Here is a 15,761-nt window from a genome sequence, read left to right as displayed (position 1 = left end):
TCCAGCTCATGGCCCGTCAAGGTACGGGTGACCGGTGAACCCCCGGTTAACCCGTCCTGTGAGGTTCGGGGAGGGCGGCGCGTACGCCTGGAGCGCGAGCCGGCAGCCGGGTCCTGCGGGCCGGCGTCCGCTGAGCCTCGGCCGGCCCGCAATGTGTTGACGGGGTCGTCGCGTCAGGTGGATGGGTTGTCGGACCGGCCCCCCTGGTCCAGCAGGGCGTTGATCATCTCCTGAAGCTGGTCGCGTCCCACGGAGCCTAGTGCGCCGGTCAGGGCCTGCGCGAGCTTGTCGAACGGGTCGTCCGTCGGCAACTCCTTCATCTTCTCGGCCAGTTCCTCCATGCTCCACAGCCCGTCCTTGTGGATGTGGCCGCCGAGGGACCAGCCGTGGTTGATGGCGACCGTTCCGCCCCGTACCGACAGCACCTGGCCGGTGAGCGGGCAGTCCGCACCAGCCAGGTACGCGGCGACAGGTGCGCAGGCGGCCGGGTGCAGTGGGTCGAACCGGCCCACCGGCGCTTCCTCGCTCATGCCGGGAACGGCGAGAGTGAGGCGGGTACGGGCCATCGAGGGCGAGATGCAGTTGACCCGCACGCCGTACCGGCCGAGTTCAAGGGCGGCCACGCTGGTCAGCGCCGCTACCCCGGCGTTGCCCGCCGCGTAGGAGACCTGCGCGGGCAGCGGGTTGAGCAGCCCGGAGCCAGAGGAGGTGTTGACCACGGCGCGGTCGATGTGGACCCCTGCCTCATACCGGTCGCGCCAGTGGCGGGCCGCCCAGCGCGTCACCGCGAAGGTGCCCTTCAGCTTGACTGCCACGACGTCGTCGAAGTCCTCCTCCGACAGGTCGGTCAGGCCCATGTTCCGTTCGATGGTCGCGTTGTTGACCACTACGTGCAGGTCGCCGAAGGACTGCAGTGCCGTCTCCACCATGCGGCGGGCGCCGTCCCAGTCGGCGACGCTGTCGGTGTTGGCCACGGCCTGTCCGCCGCGGGCAGTGATCTCCTCGACGACCTTCGCGGCTATGCCGGCGTCGCCACCCGTGCCGTCGATGGCGACGCCGGGGTCGTTGACGACGACCTTCGCGCCTTCGGCGGCGAAGAACAACGCCTCCTCCCTCCCGATGCCGCGTCCTGCGCCGGTGATGAGGACGACGCGTCCGTCCAGACCTCGCATGGATGATCTCCTTCCACTGACTGCAGTCTATGTAGTGATTCACAGTATGCATCAATTCGGAAGATGCAATAAACTGCCGTGTGTGGCGGAGAAGCACGGACTGCGAGAGCGCAAGAAGCAGCGCACCCGGCAGGCACTGATCGAGGCGGCGGTGCGTCTGTTCGAGGACAAGGGCTACGACCACGTGACCGTGGCCGAGATCGCCGACGCCGCGGAGGTGTCCCCCCGCACCTTCTTCCTCCACTTCCAGGCCAAGGAGGATGTGCTGCTGGCCAATGCCGACGTACGCGTCGACCTGGCGCTGCAGGCGATCGCCGAGCGCCGCGCCGAGGAACCGCTATCCGAAGTACTGGTACGGGCGACGGACCAGATGATCGCCGACACCTGGGACAGCGACCTCCCCAGCGGGCTCGCGACACTTCGGGCACGGCTGGCGGCCTCGGTGCCGGCGCTGCAGGCCCGGCTGCTGCAGCGATACCTCACCGCGCAGGCCGAACTGGCCCAGGCTCTGCACCGGGCGTTCCCCGACAGACTCGACACGATCACCGCCTCCGCCCTGGTCGGCGCGATGGTGGGCGCGGTCAGCGCATCCGCCCTGACCGCGCTGCAGCGCGGCGACGGACCCGACGAGGTACGCGACGCCATGCGCCAGGCCATGGCCTTGGTGGCGCGATCCGTCACCTGACCTTGTCCGTCCCAGACACATTGGTGATCGTCAAGAAGGGGTGGCGGTCAGTGGCGCCGTCGGCCCGGGCCGGCCCCCCGAAATCTGCGACCGTCGCGGCGAACACCGGATGCCCGCCAGCGTCGAGCGCGATCTCGTCGATGCCGAGGACATTGGGTGAAGAGGGCTACAACCCGTGAGCGGGCGACGTGGACGCCGCCAAGGGAGTCGCGCGCCGCAGTGAGGACAGCCCCCACAGCTCGGCGATGCGCCCGTCGCGCACCCGGAACATCTCCAGCATCGTCGGCGACCCCTGACCGGGAATGCCGCGCATGCTCGTACGGACCGCGGCCGTGTCCCCTTCCACGACCATGTCCTCGACCACGACGTGGACGTCGGGGAAGGACTCGTGGAGCCGTCGCCAAGCTTGGGCGACGCTGTCGGGGCCGGTCGTGCCCAGGGGGTGGCTGTAGAAGTCGGCGGTGAAGATCTCCGTCGTGGCGGCGTAGTCCTGGGCGTTGAACGCCGCGTACATGCGCTCGGCGGCGGCCCGTACGTCGTCGTCGGTCATGGGCTCTCCTGCTCGGTCATGTTCGCGCGGACGCGGCGCAGCACGTCCAGCACGATCTCCTGCTGTTGGGAGGTGATCCCGTCGAGGAGCCGCTCCTGATAGGACTGGTGCGACCGCTCCAGCTCCGCCGCGGCCCGCTCACCGGCAGGGGTCAGTGCGGCCAGCGTGTAGCGGTTGTCGGCCGGGTCCAGGCGGCGGCCGATCAGCCCGTCGGCCTCGAACTCCTTGACCAGGCGCGTGACGCTCGCCCCGTCGATGCCCAGCGTGTGGCGGAGGTCGCTGTGACTGGTCTCGCCGTCACGCCACAGCCGGATGAGCAGCTGGACGCGCTGGGGGCTCATGCCGATGTGCCGGGGGAACGCCTGTCGCAGTTCGGCCCAGGCGCCGCCGAGTTCACGGAAGAAGTTGTCCTCTGGCGTCTCGCTCACTGACTCTTTATAGTGCCAACTCTTGAGCACATCAAGAGAAAATAGCCAGGAGCCTGTCGGTCATCGGCCGCCGAGTGGGTCGCCCTGCCCGGCGGCACTGCGAGCACGTCGTCGACGCCCCGGGGCTGGGGTTGTCGCCGCCTAGCAATCTTGATCTAGGTGGCGAAGGTGGGTGTGCGCTGCCGTCCGGCAGGGGCCCGTCCGCCCGTTCTGTGGCGGTTGCCTGCTGGGCGGCAGCGCGGAGATGATGAACCGCGATGTCAGACGCCCGTGCCATCCGGCGTACGGACGGCACGGGCGTGCTGAACCTTGTGAGCTACCAGCTGGCGTCGCTGATGGGCGCCAGCCGGAACTTCTCGTTGTCCTGGGTGCCGGAATCGTACTGGTTCACGCTGGCACCGTAATCGAGGCTGGCGTTCTCGATGGCCAGCACCTTGCCCGAATGCTTGACGATGATGCGGACGTAGCCATCGCCGGCGTCGCGCAGCTCGAACTTCTCGTTGTCCTGGGTGCCGGAGTCGTACTGGTTCAGGCTAGCGCCGTAGTCGAGGCTGGCGTTCTCGATGGCCAGCACCTTGCCCGAATGCTTGACGATGATGCGGACGTAGCCATCGCCGGCGTCGCGCAGCTCGAACTTCTCGTTGTCCTGGGTGCCGGAGTCGTACTGGTTCAGGCTGGCACCGTCCTTGAGACTGGCGTTCTCGATGGCCAGCACCTTGCCCGAATGCTTGACGATCAGCCGGGCTCGCGCAGGGAAAGAAGCCATGGCTACCTCCTTGGTAGGGGGGAATCGGGGGCAGGGCTCTGAAACACACCGGACGGCGCGGCCCTGCCAGTGGTCACTACATTGAGCCGGTCGACACTCAAGGGTTAATACAGACACAGCGGCCATATACGGGATATATTCCTCAACCTCGAATCCCGACAGATGTGCCCGTCAAGAAAACCCGTGATGAGCTGCCAAATCACGGCTAATGGAGTCGTCGGTGCTGGCCCGGAAACTCTGCGCCTGCCGGAGTAGACGCGAGCAAACTTCCAGGAGCATCCATGATTGGGTGGGGGTGCTCGGCTTCTGAGCCGCGAGCACCAGCGGCGCGCCCGCATTGATGGAGTTCACGGACAGTGCCTGGTTAAAGCCTCCACCATTCCTTCGGGAGTGACTGTCAGCGCCTTCCCGGAATGTTTGGCGAAGGGATGGTAAGCGTCGGCAGGATCACCGGAGGGCTTGATTTCGAATTGCTGGTTGGCTGGCTTTCTGTTCTCAGTCCACTGTCGCCAGTTGCGACTGCCTGTTGATCAGGTTGGCGACAGCAGGAATGGCCATATAATCCCCCCAGTCGATGATCGAGGCGGCGACGCGCCGTTCGCCTCTATGAAACTTGATTGCGGGCAGGAAATCACCCTCCAGCCGTGGCCACATCCGGACAGGGTTCACGCCTCCGCCACTTTGTCCCACCAGCGGTGTCAGGAAAGATCACCACGACGTCGCCGGCGCTTGGCCGACATCGGCCAGTAGACAGGTAATCGTTGACGTGAGCTCGGAATAGGCCAATAGTTCAGCTCGTCAGGAATTTTGATTTGGTCTTTTTGGCCTTTGGGCGACGTATTTCCAGGCCCACCGCCGGTTGCTCAGGCGTCCTCCGCGGCGGGGGATGGCAGTCGCTCGATGCAGCAGGAACTCGGGTGACCGGGAAGTCCAGCGCCCGGTCCAGGCCGAGCGCGTCACGACAGGCGGCGAAGCGGGTGTTGATCCGGGAGAAACCGATCCGCGGGCCGCGCTCGGACGGCCAGAGCGCGCCCGCCTCGGAAAACGTGCCTCGGGATGCGGACAGAGGGGGATGACGACGCCCTCTCAGAGGCCGGTGCCTTCGCGCAGGTCGAACGCGTCGCGGGCCTGTTCGATGGCGGGCATGTGTTCGCCGGCCCAGGCCAGCAAGACGTCAATGGGCTGCCGCAGGGTCTTGCCGAGCGGTGTGATCCGATACCTGATCGCCACCGGCCGCGTGGAGACGACCTCGCGTTCGATCACCCCGTTGCGCTCAAGACGGCGAAGAGTCGCGGTCAGCGACTTCTGCGTGACCGCGGGGATGGCCCGGCGTAGCTCGTTGAAGCGGCAGGGGCGTTCGCAGAGCTCGTTGAGCACCCCGAGGGACCACTTGTCGAGCACCTGGTCGAGGAGTTCGCGGTGCGGGGCGTCAATGCGGAGCTCGCGGTCGGTATCCATGGCGAAACCTGGTCTCGTTGAAGTGTCCTTTTCCTACTAGGTAGCTTACAGATACCTACCTGGACAAGGAGAAACAGCTATGACCGTCAAGCACTTCACCCCTGAAGGCCTGCTGCAGCCCACCCCCTACCACCACGTCGCCGTCGGCACGGGCACGACTCATGTCCATGTCAGCGGGCAGGTCGCACGTCAGGCCGACGGAACCCCGGTGGCCCCCGGCGATCTGGCCGGACAGGTCGCGCAGGCGCTGCGCAATACCGCCCTCGGCCTGGCGGGCGCGGGAGCCTCCTTCACGGACGTGCTGCGCCTCACGTTCTATGTGACCCAGTGGAGCCCGGAGAAGATCGGCGGCTTCATGGCCGGAGTCGAGGCCGTCGCAGAGGAGATCGGTCTTCGGCTCCCCATGCCACCGGCCTCCCTCATCGGCGTCGACCACCTTTTCGAGCCGGATGTGCTCGTCGAGGTCGAGGCGACCGCGTTGCTCGGCTGAGCCTGGTCGCCGCGGGACCACGCACGGGGCGACCAGGCTCAGCCGTGCGAACGCCGGCCCAGGGCGGTCTCGTAGGCGCGCATCGTGCGTACGATCGTGGCGCGTTCGGCGGGCGTGAGGCCGGTCAGGACCTCGGCCCAGGCCAGCGCGCTGCCCGCCAGCCACTCGCGGATCGGCTCGACGTACTGGGGGGCGATCGCGACGACCCGCCGCCGCCGGTCGGCGTCGTCCTCCTCGCGGGTCAGGACGCCGCGGCGGGACAGGTCGCCCACCATGAGGCTGACGGTCGTCGGCGCGATCTCCAGGCGCTCGGCGAGCTGACTCACCGTGAGAGCGCCGTCGTACTGCAGGTAGGCCAGCAGCGACAGGTGGCGGGGCGCGAGGTCGAGCGTCCGCAGCGCCTCCGGGACGGGCAGCCGCTTGGCCCGCCCGACGAGCCGGGGCATCAGCAGGAGCATGGACCGCACCGCCTGGTCGGTGGTCATGCCGTCCGCGTCGTTGACCATGGGGCACCTCGCCTATTACCTTTGTCATCAAAGCTAATTTAGGAACAAACAGGAGTCCTACGATGCCACATCTGACGGTCCGGGCCCTCGAGCCGCAGCTCCAGGGCAACGAGACGGCCCTCATCGCCGCGCTGACCGACGCGGTGGTGAGCGTGTACGGCGAATGGGCGCGCGACATCGCGGTCATCCACCTCGACGGCGTACCCCCTGGGCGGTGGGGTCTGCGGGGGAAGCCCGCCGACGAGGCCGCGCCCGCGATCACGTTCGGCGTCCGGGAGGCGGCGTTCACCCGTCCCGACAGTGACGAGATCGCCGACAACCTCGTGCGGGCCGTCACCGACGCCGTCGCCGGCGTCCTCGGGGCGCAGCTGCGCGACACCATCGCCGTCGAGCTGGTCGCCACTCCGGCCGGCCGCACGGCGATCGGCGGCGTGATCGTCGACCGCCAGGCCGGCTGAGAGGGGCCGGCTGAGAGGGGCCGGTTGAGACGGGAAGGTCAGGCCGGGTAGGAGACCTTCGTCAGCTCCTCCGAGACCGCCCAGATCCGGGCCGCGTCGGCGGCGCTGCGCAGCGGCGGGTAGAGCGGCTGCTCGGCGGGCGGGCCGCCGAGGTGGCCGGGGCCGCTGGGGCCGTACAGGACTCCGGGCCGGGCGCCGGGGCCGGTGGCGGCCATGAGGGCGGGCAGTTGCGCCGTCTCGACCGTGCCGAGCAGGATGCCGCGGGCCGAGAGCGCCCGGATCAGGCGGACTTGCGGGGTGTCGCGGCTGCGGCCCAGCTCGGGGCGGGCGGCCAGCAGGCTGGTGGGCGCCACACCGGGGTGGGCGAGGTTGCTGGTGATGCCCCACCCGTGCGCCCTGCTGCGCCGGTCCAGTTCGAGACCGAACAGCCCGAACGCGATCTTGGACTGGCTGTAGGCACGCTGCCCGTGGTAGCCGCGTTCCCAGCTCAGGTCGTCCCAGTTGATGGCGCCGCGGCGGGCGGCGATGCTGATCTGCGAGGTGACGCGGGCCCGCCCGGCCCGCAGCAGCGGCAGCAGGTGCCCGACGAGGGCGAAGTGGCCCAGGTGGTTGGTGCCGAACTGCAGCTCGAACCCGTCGGCGGTGGTCTGCCGGTCGGGCGGCGTCATGACGCCCGCGTTGCCGATGAGAAGGTGGATCGGGCGGCCCTCGCCGCAGAGGTCCGCGCCGAGGGCCGCGACGGAGTCGAGCGAGGACAGGTCGAGGGCGCGCAGCGAGACGTCCGCGCCGGGGACGGCCCGCCTGATGGCGGCGAGCGCGCTCTCCCCCTTGCGCGGGTTGCGTACGGGCATGACGACCTCCGCGCCGGCCGCCGCCAGGCGGGTGGCCATGGCGAGGCCCATCCCGTCGCTCGCCCCGGTGACGACGGCGCGCTTGCCGGACAGATCGGGCACGGTGAGGTCGGTTCGGGTACGTGACATGAGGTCCTGTTCCTTCGGGTGGGCGTGCCCTCGATCCTCGGCGGACGGCACGGCCGGATCCAGGACCTGCCGATCCCCGGCTCAACGGTCCGTGGCTGCCGTGGCGGGCAGCTGTTAGAAAGGCCGTACCCGAGAGGAAGAGGACGCGTGGTGATCGATCGGGCCGGGCTGGCGGAGTTCCTCCGCAACCGCCGGGAGGCTCTGCAACCCGAGGACGTGGGCCTGCCACGCGGGCCGCGCCGCAGGACCAGCGGTCTGCGGCGCGAGGAGGTCGCGTCCCTGTGCAACATGTCGGCCGACTACTACGCCCGGCTGGAGCGGGAACGCGGGCCGCAGCCGTCGCACCAGATGCTCGCCTCGATCGCGCAGGGGCTGCACCTGTCGCTCGACGAGCGGGACCACCTGTTCCGCCTCGCCGGGCACAACCCGCCGGCGCGGGGCACGTCCGGCGACCACATCAGCCCCGGCCTGCTGCGGATCCTCGACCGGCTGACCGACACGCCCGCGGAGATCGTCACCGAGCTGGGCGAGACCCTGCGCCAGACCCCGATGGGGGTCGCGCTCACCGGCGACACGACCCGCTACACCGGGCCGGCCCGCAGCATCGGGTACCGGTGGTTCACCGACCCCGCGGCCCGGCGGCTCTACGCGCCGCGCGAGCACGCGTTCCTGTCCAGGATGTACGCCTCGGGGCTGCGCGAGGTCGTCACCCTGCGCGGGCCGGGCTCGCGGGCCGCGCACCTCGCGGACCTGCTGCTGGCCGGCAGCGAGGAGTTCCGGCGGGTGTGGCAGGACCACGAGATCGGCATCCGCCCGAAGGACGTCAAGAACTTCGTCCACCCCGAGGTCGGGGCGCTGGAGCTCACCTGCCAGCGGCTGATCGACCCGGATCAGGCGCACTCGCTGCTCGTCTACACCGCCGTCCCCGGCAGCGAGACCTACGAGAAGCTGCAGGTGCTGTCCGTCATCGGCACACAGACCCTCCATCGGACGTGAACGTCAGGGCCGGGCGGCCAAGGCGTTCAGCGGGTTGGCCAGGAGGTCGGCGAAGGCGAGTTCGGCGGCCCCGGCGAGCGTGGTGTCGTCGCCCAGGGCCGTCACGGCCAGGCGGACACGTTCGCGCGACACCGGCAGGACATGCGCGTCGATCCGGGCGCGGACGCGCGGCGCGGCGGCCGGGTAGACGTCGCGGAGCATCCCGCCGAAGACCACGAGCGCCGGGTTGAACAGGTTGATGAGGTTGACGACGCCGACGCCGAGCCAGTCGCCGACGCGGTCGAGGGCGTCCCGTGCCCGGGCGTCACCGCTCCCGGCGAGGGCGACGACCGCCCGGATGCCGGTGCGTCCGATGAGGTCGCCGGAGCGTCCCGCGTAGTCGAGCAGCGCCTCCTCCCCCACCTCGGCCTCCAGGCAGCCGCGCGACCCGCACAGGCAGGGCCGCCCGTCGAACGGGTTGATCAGCATGTGCCCGAGTTCGCAGCCGTAGCCCGCGTCGCCGTCCAGGAGTTCGCCCCCGACGATGATCCCGCCGCCGACGCCGACGTCCCCGTGCAGGTAGATGAGGTTGTCCACGTCGCGTCCCGCGCCGCGCACGTGCTCGGCGATCGCACCCAGGTGCGCCTCGTTGCCCACCTCGACGGGAAGCCCGAGGCCGAGCCCGGCGGCGAGTTCCGGGCCGAAAGCCTGGTCCACCCAGCCGAGGTGCGGGCCGTACCGGACGGTGCCGTCGGCGCGCCTGATCAACCCGCAGTACGACGCGCCGACGCCTACGCACACCGCGCCGGGAGGGGCTCCGGCGACCAGGTCGCGGCCGAAGGCGGCGAGGACGCCGACGACGTCCTCCAGGTCGACGCCCGCGCGGGCGCGTACGGCCTCGCGGCGGTCGAGGATCCGGCCGCCGAGCCCGACCCGGGCCGCGAGCAGCCGATCCACGGCGACGTCGAACGCGAGCCCGTACACCGTCTCCTGCTCGGGCATGACCACGATGGACGGCCGCCCCGCGCGGCCCTGACCGGTGGGGACGCCCTCGCGGACGAGCCCGGCCGCGGCGAGCTCCGCGGTCAGGTCCATGATGGTGCTGCGGTTGAGGCCCATCCGGCGGCTGAGCGCGGCCCGTGACACGGCTCCGTCCTTGTGGACGCGGCGCAGCACCTCGCTGAGGTTCCGCTGCCGCATCTGCTCCTGCGTCCGCGCGCCCGCCGCCGATCCCGTCATCGCCACCAGCCTAGGACGGTTCGTCCCGCAGCAGCAGCTGATCCAGTTTGGCGTTCAGCGCGGTCAGCTCCTGCCTGACGGCGTTCAGCTCCGCCTGGGTCTGAAGTTCGGCCGGCGAGGGCTCGTTCTCGTGCATGGCGTTGACCACGACCGCGATGAACAGGTTCAGCGCGACGAAGGTGGACATGAGGATGTACGCGATGAAGAAGAGCCACGCCCACGGCTTGTGCTCCATGACCTCCTGGGCGACGTTGCCCCAGTCGTCGCCGGTCATGATCTGGAACAGGGTGAACAGCGAGCGCGGCAGCTCGTCGAAGCGTTCGGGCACGATGTCGCCGAACAGCTTCGTGGCGATGACCGCCGCGATGTAGATCATCAGGACCAGCAGTCCGATGATGGAGGCCATGCCCGGCAGCGCGGTCAGCAGGGCGCCGACCACGCGGCGCATGCTGGGCACCGCCGAGACCAGCCGCAGTGCCCGCAGGATCCGTAACGCCCGCAGCACCGACGTGGGTCCGGAGGCCGGGATGAGGGCGACGGCGACGATGATGGTGTCGAACCAGTTCCAGGGGTCCTTGAAGAACGACTTGCGGTAGGCGTACAGGCGGGCGGCGATCTCGGTGGTGAAGACGACGAGCGCGATCCGGTCGACGGCGTGCAGCAGCCCGCCGATCTGATCCATGAGGCGAGAGCTGGTCTCCATGCCGATGGTGATCGCGTTGACGACGATCACGGCGATGACGGCTCGCTGCACGAGCCGGTTCTCCAGGAACCTGCGAACGCGTTCTTGCCTGGACACTTCCGTCCGTCCTTGGAAGAGGATCATGATCGTCGATCATCGTAGGGGGAACGTTCGCCGGGCTGGGTACGTTCGGAGTCAGTAGTCGGATGCGGGGCGATACGCCCCAATTAGCGACCGACTGCACGAATCCGCTAGCGTCGAGTTGCAGCGCATGCGGGCGGGCCTGCCCGCATGCGCTGATCAAGGCCGGTCCGTCCGGTGCGACAGAAGGGAACCTACGTGTCGGTGAACCTGACCCGCCCGCGAGTCCGGCAAGGGCGTGCCAGGTGAGCGTGGCTCTCGGTCTGCTGGCCGTCTTCCTGCTGACCGCCGCCACCGGCTACTTCGTCGCCCAGGAGTTCGCCTACGTCAGCGCCGACCGGCTCACCCTGGTCACCCAGGCCGAGGCGGGCGACAAGAAGGCCGCCAAGGCGGTCCAGGTGATGGAGCGGCTGTCGTTCATGCTGTCCGGCGCCCAGCTCGGCATCACCGTCACCGCCCTGATCGTCGGATTCATCGCCCGCCCCGCGCTGGCCGAGCTCATCGCCCCCGCCCTGACCGGGCTGGGCCTGTCCGCCGGCCTGGTGGACGCCGTCGCCCTGGCGATCGGGTTCGCGCTGGCCACGGTCATCCAGATGGTGCTGGGCGAACTGGCCCCCAAGAACCTCGCCCTGGCCAGGCCGGAGCCGCTCGCCCGCGCGCTGGCCGGGTCCACCCTGGTCTACCTGACGATCGCCGGCCCGGTGATCAAGCTCTTCGACACCGCGGCCAACCGGCTGCTGCGCGCCGTGGGCATCGAACCGGTCGAGGAGCTGCACCACGGCGCCACCCTCGAAGAGCTCGGCCACATCATCGGCGAGTCCGAGGCCCACGGTCACCTGCCCGGCAGCCAGGCCGACGTGCTGGAGCGCGCCCTGGCCTTCTCCGAGCACACCGCCGAGGAGGTCATGGTGCCGCGCGTGGACGTCGTCGCCGTCCCCGCGATCGCCACCGTCGCGGATCTGGACGAACTGATCGCCGCGCACGGCCACACCCACTACCCGGTGCTCGGCGCCACCTTCGACCACGTGGTCGGCCTGGTCAGCCTGCGCGACGCCGCCGCCGTCGCACCCGAGGACGCCGCCCGCGTCCGGGTCGGCAGCATCTGCCGGAACGTGCTCGTCGTCCCGTTCTCCCTCTCGCTGCCGGACCTGGCCCGCCAGATGCACGAACGCGGCGAGGAGGTGGCCTGCGTGGTGAACGAGCACGGCGGCCTGGCCGGGCTGCTCACCTGGGAGGACGTCGCCGAGGAGCTGGTCGGCGAGATCGCCGACGAGAACGACGTGGAGCCCCCGGCCGTCGTGCGGCAGGGCGACGCGTGGGAGGTGGACGGCTCCCTGCGCATCGACGAGATCGCCCTGGCCACCGGCCTGGCCCTGCCCGACGAGGACGAGTACGACACCCTCGCCGGGCTCGTCCTGCACCGGCTCGGCCGCTTCGCCGCCCCCGGCGAGACGATCACCGTCCGCCTGCCCGCCACCCTGGACGCCAACGCCCCCACGCACGCCCGCATCGAGGTCCTGACCCTGCGCCGGCACGTCCCCGAACGCGTCCGCCTGACCCCCTACCGCGACAAGAGCGACAAGAGCAACGAGAACGACGGCAACGACGAGAACGAGGAGCAGCCGTGAGCCTGACCACCGGCCTGGCCCTGACCCTGTTCCTGCTCGTCGGCAACGGCTTCTTCGTCGCCGCCGAGTTCGCTCTGGTCGCCGCGAAACGCCACCGCCTGGAGAAGGCCGCCGCCTCGGGCAGCCGGGCCGCCTCCGCCGCGCTCGCGGGCATCAAGGAGCTGTCGCTCATGCTGGCCGGGGCGCAGCTCGGCATCACGCTGTGCTCGCTCGGCCTCGGCGTGGTGTCCGAGCCGCTGATCGCGGGCACCCTCGCCCCGCTCTTCCACGCCGTCGGGCTGCCGGACGCGGCCGCGCACTCGGTGGCGTTCGTGATCGCGCTGGCGCTGGTGACGTTCCTGCACATGGTGCTCGGCGAGATGGCGCCCAAGTCGTGGGCGATCGCGCACCCGGAGCGGTCGGCCACCGTCCTGGCGCTGCCGTTCCGCGGCTTCACCCTGCTGGTGCGGCCGCTCATCAGCGCGCTCAACGGCATCACCAACGGCCTGCTCCGGCTGTTCAAGGTCCATCCGCGCGAAGAGGGGGAAGCGTCCAGGACCCCCGCCCAGCTCCGGCACCTGGTGGAGGAATCGCGCCGACTCGGCCTCATCGAGGCCGAGGACCACGCCGTCCTCACCCAGGCCCTGCGCGCCCCCGAAGCGCCGATCGCCACCCTGGTCACCCCGGCCGATCAGGTGGTCACCGTGCCCGCCGACGCCACCGCGCAGCAGATCATCGACGCCTGCCTGCACGCCGGGCGCTCCCGCCTCATCGCCGGGCCGCTCACCGATCCGTCGGGGGTGGTCCACGTCCGCGACGCCTACCTGGCGCGCCGCCGCGGCGACACCCGGACGACCGCCGCCCAGCTCGCCCACCCGCTGCCGGACCTGGCCGAGGACGCCTCGATCGCCGAGGCGGTGAGCCGGCTGCGGAGCGCCCACGGGCAGGTCGCGCTGGTCCGCGCCGCGACGGGCGGCGCGACGGGCGGCGTGGTGGCGGGCGGCGCGACGGGCGGCGTGGCGGGCCACGTGTTGGGCATCGTCAGCCTGGACGACCTGCTGACCACGCTGCTCGTCCCCGCCTGAGCGCCGCGCCGACGGGAACTATGCCCCGTTCTCGTCCGTTCTGCCGTATGACCTGTGCTGATCGCGACGAACGAGTGGAGTGACGGCTCTTCCGTGGAAGAGTGCTGTACCAGGCCGGGCAGTGGCCCGGTGCCTCGTCGTTCGTGCGCGCACCCCTCGCGGAAAGCGCGGTCTTCTCCCTCGCCCGAGCCGCCGTTCACGCGCCGCTCGGGCGGCGTTCCCCCCGCCGGCTTCGTGCCGGGTCATCGTTCTCTCAAGGAGCCCCTCTGCCTTGGACGGCTACTGGTTTCAGCTCGCCCTCGTCGTGGTCCTGGTCGTACTCAACGCCATCTTCGCCGGCTCGGAGCTGGCGCTGATCTCCCTGCGTGAGGGCCAGCTCCGCCGGCTGGAACAGCGCGGACAGGGCGGCAAGGTCCTCGCCCGCCTGGCCCGCGACCCCAACCAGTTCCTCGCCACCATCCAGCTCGTCATCACCCTGTCCGGCTTCCTCGCCTCCGCCACCGCTGCGGTCACCCTGTCCGAGCCGCTGGTGCCGCTGCTCGGCTTCCTCGGCGACGCCGCGAACCCGATCGCCATCGTGCTGGTGACGATCGTGCTGACGTTCCTCACGCTGGTGTTCGGCGAGCTCGCGCCCAAGCGGGTCGCGATGCAGCGCGCCGAGAGCTGGGCCCTGCTGGTGGCCCGCCCGCTCAGCCTCATCGCCACCCTGTCCCGGCCCGTCGTCTGGGCCCTCGCCAAGTCCACCGACCTCGCCGTACGCCTCATGGGCGGCGACCCGGACCGGCACCGCGAGGAGATCAGCCCCGAGGAGATCCGCGACCTGGTCGCCACCCACCGCGGCTTCACCCCCGAGCAGCGGCTCATCATCTCCGGCGCGGTCGAGATCAGCGACCGGGTCCTGCGCGAGGTGCTGGTCTCCCGCCGCGAGGTCTTCACCCTCGACGCCGCCACCCCCGTCGAGCCGGCCCGCCGCCTGCTGGCCGCGTCCGGCCACTCCCGCGCCCCGGTCGTCGGCGGGCGCGGCCTGGACGAGGTGACCGGCATCGTCAACCTGCGTGACCTGCTCACCGAGGAGCACGCCACGACCGTCGCCGACGTGGCCCGCCCGCCGCTCCTGCTGCCCGACAGCCTGCCCGTCTCCGACGCGCTGCGCCGCTTCAAGGCGGAACGCCAGCAGTTCGCCCTCGTCATCGACGAACGCGGCTCCGTGAACGGCATCGTCACCCTCGAAGACCTCCTGGAGGAGGTGGTCGGCGAGATCTACGACGAGACCGACCGCGACGTGCTGGCGGCCGTCCGCGAGGCCGACGGCGGTCTGCTGCTGACCGGCACGTTCCCCGTCCACGACCTGCCCGACCTGGACGTGCACCTGGAGGAGCGGCCCGACGGCGACTACACCACGGTCGCGGGCCTCGTCCTGACCCTGCTCGGGCACGTGCCCACCGCCCCCGGGGAGAGCGTGGAGATCGGCGGCTGGCGCTTCCAGGTGGTGGCCGTCGAACGCCACGCCATCACCCAGGTGCGCCTCATCGCCTCTTCCGTCCTGGCTCAGGAACCAGAGTGATCGTGGGCGCCCGCCGGCGTCATTGGCAGAAGGCCGACATGCCGAGCACGGACTTGACGCCGCCGAGCAGGTGCTGGACGAAGTACTGGTCGCCTTCCATGGGCTCGTCGGTCCAGGCCTTGACGTCGTGGCCGAGCGTGGTGAGCCAGGCCTTGCCGCCGTCGTAGTACTGGCACCAGCTCACCGGATGGTGCTCGCCGTGCCCGGGGTGGCCGAGGTTGCCGCGTACACCCCGGGCCAGGCTGCGCTCGTCCACCTCGGCCAGGACGCGGACGCGGGTGGGGGCGGGGACGAGGTTGTACCACTCGTCGGAGAAGGCCCAGGTCCTGGGCAGGCCCTGGGTGGAGGCGTCGCGCCGGTTGACGGTCTCGACGGTGCCGGGCTGGTTGGCGCTGTGGTCGTAGAAGTTGGCGTTGCCGAGCAGGCCTTCGTACCAGGGCCAGTTGTATTCGGTGCCGAAGGCGTTGTGCACGCCGACGAAGCCGCCGCCGGCCCTGACGTACTGGCGCAGCGCCGTCTGCGCGGCGTCGTCGAGGGCGTCGCGGGTGGTGCTCAGGAACATCACCGCGTTGTAGCCCAGCAGGCGCCCGGCCGAGGAGAGCTGCGTGACGTCCTCGGTGTAGTCGACGGCGAAGCCGTTCTCCTGGCCCAGCTTCACCACGGCCCTGACGGCGACGTTGTCCTCGTTGAGCGGCGGGTTGAGCCCGGGGCCGAGCGGGGTGCCGAGGTGGGCGTGCCGCGGGCCGGCGGTACGGCTGTAGACGAGCAGCTTGTACCCCTTGGCCGGGTCGAAGTTGCCCCAGTCGTGGTAGCAGCGCGGGTCGGCGCCCCGGCAGACGCCGTAGTCGGGATCGCCGAGGTTCCTGGCCGGCTCCGGGGAGGCGGCGGAGCTCGGGGCGGTGGTGGTGAGCAGGAGGAGCGCTGCTCCGGTGGCGGCGGCGACGGAGAGTTTGCTGCGCATGGGGCACCTCGCAT

General features: G+C 70.3%; 18 protein-coding genes. 7 read left to right on the top strand and 11 right to left on the bottom strand.

The features are described from left to right. Window positions 1-173: 173 nt before the first annotated feature. Entirely contained in the window at window positions 174-1,172 is a 999-nt protein-coding gene (locus SMD20_RS47245; RefSeq protein WP_329594360.1) for an SDR family NAD(P)-dependent oxidoreductase, read from the bottom strand. Between the two features lie 82 nt (window positions 1,173-1,254). Here SMD20_RS47245 and SMD20_RS47240 point away from each other — a divergent pair, with 82 nt between their 5' ends. Then, window positions 1,255-1,857 carry a TetR/AcrR family transcriptional regulator gene (locus SMD20_RS47240; protein WP_329594358.1) on the top strand — a complete coding sequence of 201 codons (603 nt, stop codon included), beginning with the start codon at window positions 1,255-1,257 and terminating at the stop codon, window positions 1,855-1,857. Between the two features lie 166 nt (window positions 1,858-2,023). On the opposite strand, the gene SMD20_RS47235 is transcribed toward SMD20_RS47240, so the two are convergent. The 5 genes from SMD20_RS47235 to SMD20_RS47215 all read right to left on the bottom strand — a co-directional run bounded on the left by SMD20_RS47235 (window position 2,024) and on the right by SMD20_RS47215 (window position 5,059). Continuing rightward, window positions 2,024-2,407 carry a nuclear transport factor 2 family protein gene (locus SMD20_RS47235; RefSeq protein ID WP_329594356.1) on the bottom strand — a complete coding sequence of 128 codons (384 nt, stop codon included), beginning with the start codon at window positions 2,405-2,407 and terminating at the stop codon, window positions 2,024-2,026. Next, window positions 2,404-2,835, bottom strand: a complete 432-nt coding sequence (locus SMD20_RS47230) for a MarR family winged helix-turn-helix transcriptional regulator (protein ID WP_329594355.1) — start codon at window positions 2,833-2,835, stop codon at window positions 2,404-2,406. Before SMD20_RS47230 ends, SMD20_RS47235 begins: the two co-directional genes overlap by 4 nt. A 316-nt stretch (window positions 2,836-3,151) precedes the next feature. Further along, entirely contained in the window at window positions 3,152-3,601 is a 450-nt protein-coding gene (locus tag SMD20_RS47225) for an RICIN domain-containing protein (RefSeq protein ID WP_329594353.1), read from the bottom strand. A 495-nt stretch (window positions 3,602-4,096) separates the two neighbouring features. After that, complete coding sequence (locus SMD20_RS47220) at window positions 4,097-4,255, bottom strand: hypothetical protein (RefSeq protein ID WP_329594351.1); 159 nt, start codon at window positions 4,253-4,255, stop codon at window positions 4,097-4,099. Between the two features lie 432 nt (window positions 4,256-4,687). Continuing rightward, a complete protein-coding gene (locus tag SMD20_RS47215; RefSeq protein WP_329594349.1) occupies window positions 4,688-5,059 on the bottom strand; it encodes a winged helix-turn-helix transcriptional regulator in 372 nt (123 codons plus the stop codon). Between the two features lie 79 nt (window positions 5,060-5,138). Here SMD20_RS47215 and SMD20_RS47210 point away from each other — a divergent pair, with 79 nt between their 5' ends. Further along, window positions 5,139-5,549, top strand: a complete 411-nt coding sequence (locus tag SMD20_RS47210; protein WP_329594347.1) for a RidA family protein — start codon at window positions 5,139-5,141, stop codon at window positions 5,547-5,549. Window positions 5,550-5,587: 38 nt separating this feature from the next. Here SMD20_RS47210 and SMD20_RS47205 read toward each other — a convergent pair whose 3' ends face one another. Continuing rightward, window positions 5,588-6,055: a MarR family winged helix-turn-helix transcriptional regulator gene (locus tag SMD20_RS47205; protein ID WP_329594345.1), complete on the bottom strand. Its 468-nt coding sequence runs from the start codon at window positions 6,053-6,055 to the stop codon at window positions 5,588-5,590. A 62-nt stretch (window positions 6,056-6,117) separates the two neighbouring features. Between SMD20_RS47205 and SMD20_RS47200 the strand changes: the two genes are divergently transcribed. Further along, window positions 6,118-6,513 carry a tautomerase family protein gene (locus tag SMD20_RS47200; protein WP_329594343.1) on the top strand — a complete coding sequence of 132 codons (396 nt, stop codon included), beginning with the start codon at window positions 6,118-6,120 and terminating at the stop codon, window positions 6,511-6,513. 38 nt (window positions 6,514-6,551) lie between these two features. Here the strand turns inward: SMD20_RS47200 and SMD20_RS47195 are convergent, their stop codons facing one another. Continuing rightward, complete coding sequence (locus SMD20_RS47195) at window positions 6,552-7,493, bottom strand: SDR family oxidoreductase (RefSeq protein ID WP_329594341.1); 942 nt, start codon at window positions 7,491-7,493, stop codon at window positions 6,552-6,554. Between the two features lie 150 nt (window positions 7,494-7,643). Here SMD20_RS47195 and SMD20_RS47190 point away from each other — a divergent pair, with 150 nt between their 5' ends. After that, window positions 7,644-8,489 (top strand): helix-turn-helix transcriptional regulator, encoded by an 846-nt coding sequence (locus SMD20_RS47190; RefSeq protein ID WP_329594773.1) that lies wholly within the window; start codon window positions 7,644-7,646, stop codon window positions 8,487-8,489. 3 nt (window positions 8,490-8,492) lie between these two features. Here SMD20_RS47190 and SMD20_RS47185 read toward each other — a convergent pair whose 3' ends face one another. Together SMD20_RS47185 and SMD20_RS47180 are read right to left on the bottom strand one after the other, a co-directional pair. Beyond that, the gene (locus SMD20_RS47185; RefSeq protein WP_329594339.1) at window positions 8,493-9,707 is read right to left on the bottom strand and encodes an ROK family transcriptional regulator; all 1,215 of its coding nucleotides are present in this window, start codon (window positions 9,705-9,707) and stop codon (window positions 8,493-8,495) included. Window positions 9,708-9,717: 10 nt separating this feature from the next. Then, on the bottom strand, window positions 9,718-10,506 hold the full coding sequence (locus SMD20_RS47180; protein WP_329594337.1) for an ion transporter: 789 nt from the start codon (window positions 10,504-10,506) through the stop codon (window positions 9,718-9,720). 269 nt (window positions 10,507-10,775) lie between these two features. Here SMD20_RS47180 and SMD20_RS47175 point away from each other — a divergent pair, with 269 nt between their 5' ends. The 3 genes from SMD20_RS47175 to SMD20_RS47165 all read left to right on the top strand — a co-directional run bounded on the left by SMD20_RS47175 (window position 10,776) and on the right by SMD20_RS47165 (window position 14,786). Further along, window positions 10,776-12,158, top strand: coding sequence for a hemolysin family protein (locus SMD20_RS47175; RefSeq protein ID WP_329594335.1), 1,383 nt, complete (start codon window positions 10,776-10,778; stop codon window positions 12,156-12,158). Beyond that, the gene (locus tag SMD20_RS47170; protein WP_329594332.1) at window positions 12,155-13,222 is read left to right on the top strand and encodes a hemolysin family protein; all 1,068 of its coding nucleotides are present in this window, start codon (window positions 12,155-12,157) and stop codon (window positions 13,220-13,222) included. The genes SMD20_RS47175 and SMD20_RS47170 overlap by 4 nt, the downstream gene beginning before the upstream one ends. Before the next feature lie 271 nt (window positions 13,223-13,493). Next, window positions 13,494-14,786 carry a hemolysin family protein gene (locus SMD20_RS47165; protein WP_329594330.1) on the top strand — a complete coding sequence of 431 codons (1,293 nt, stop codon included), beginning with the start codon at window positions 13,494-13,496 and terminating at the stop codon, window positions 14,784-14,786. A 19-nt stretch (window positions 14,787-14,805) separates the two neighbouring features. On the opposite strand, the gene SMD20_RS47160 is transcribed toward SMD20_RS47165, so the two are convergent. After that, window positions 14,806-15,747: a ThuA domain-containing protein gene (locus tag SMD20_RS47160; RefSeq protein ID WP_329594328.1), complete on the bottom strand. Its 942-nt coding sequence runs from the start codon at window positions 15,745-15,747 to the stop codon at window positions 14,806-14,808. Window positions 15,748-15,761 lie beyond the last annotated feature (14 nt).

Source organism: Nonomuraea sp. LP-02, from assembly GCF_036289125.1.
Taxonomy (GTDB): domain Bacteria; phylum Actinomycetota; class Actinomycetes; order Streptosporangiales; family Streptosporangiaceae; genus Nonomuraea; species Nonomuraea bangladeshensis.
This window is presented reverse-complemented; position numbering and strand designations above follow the sequence as displayed.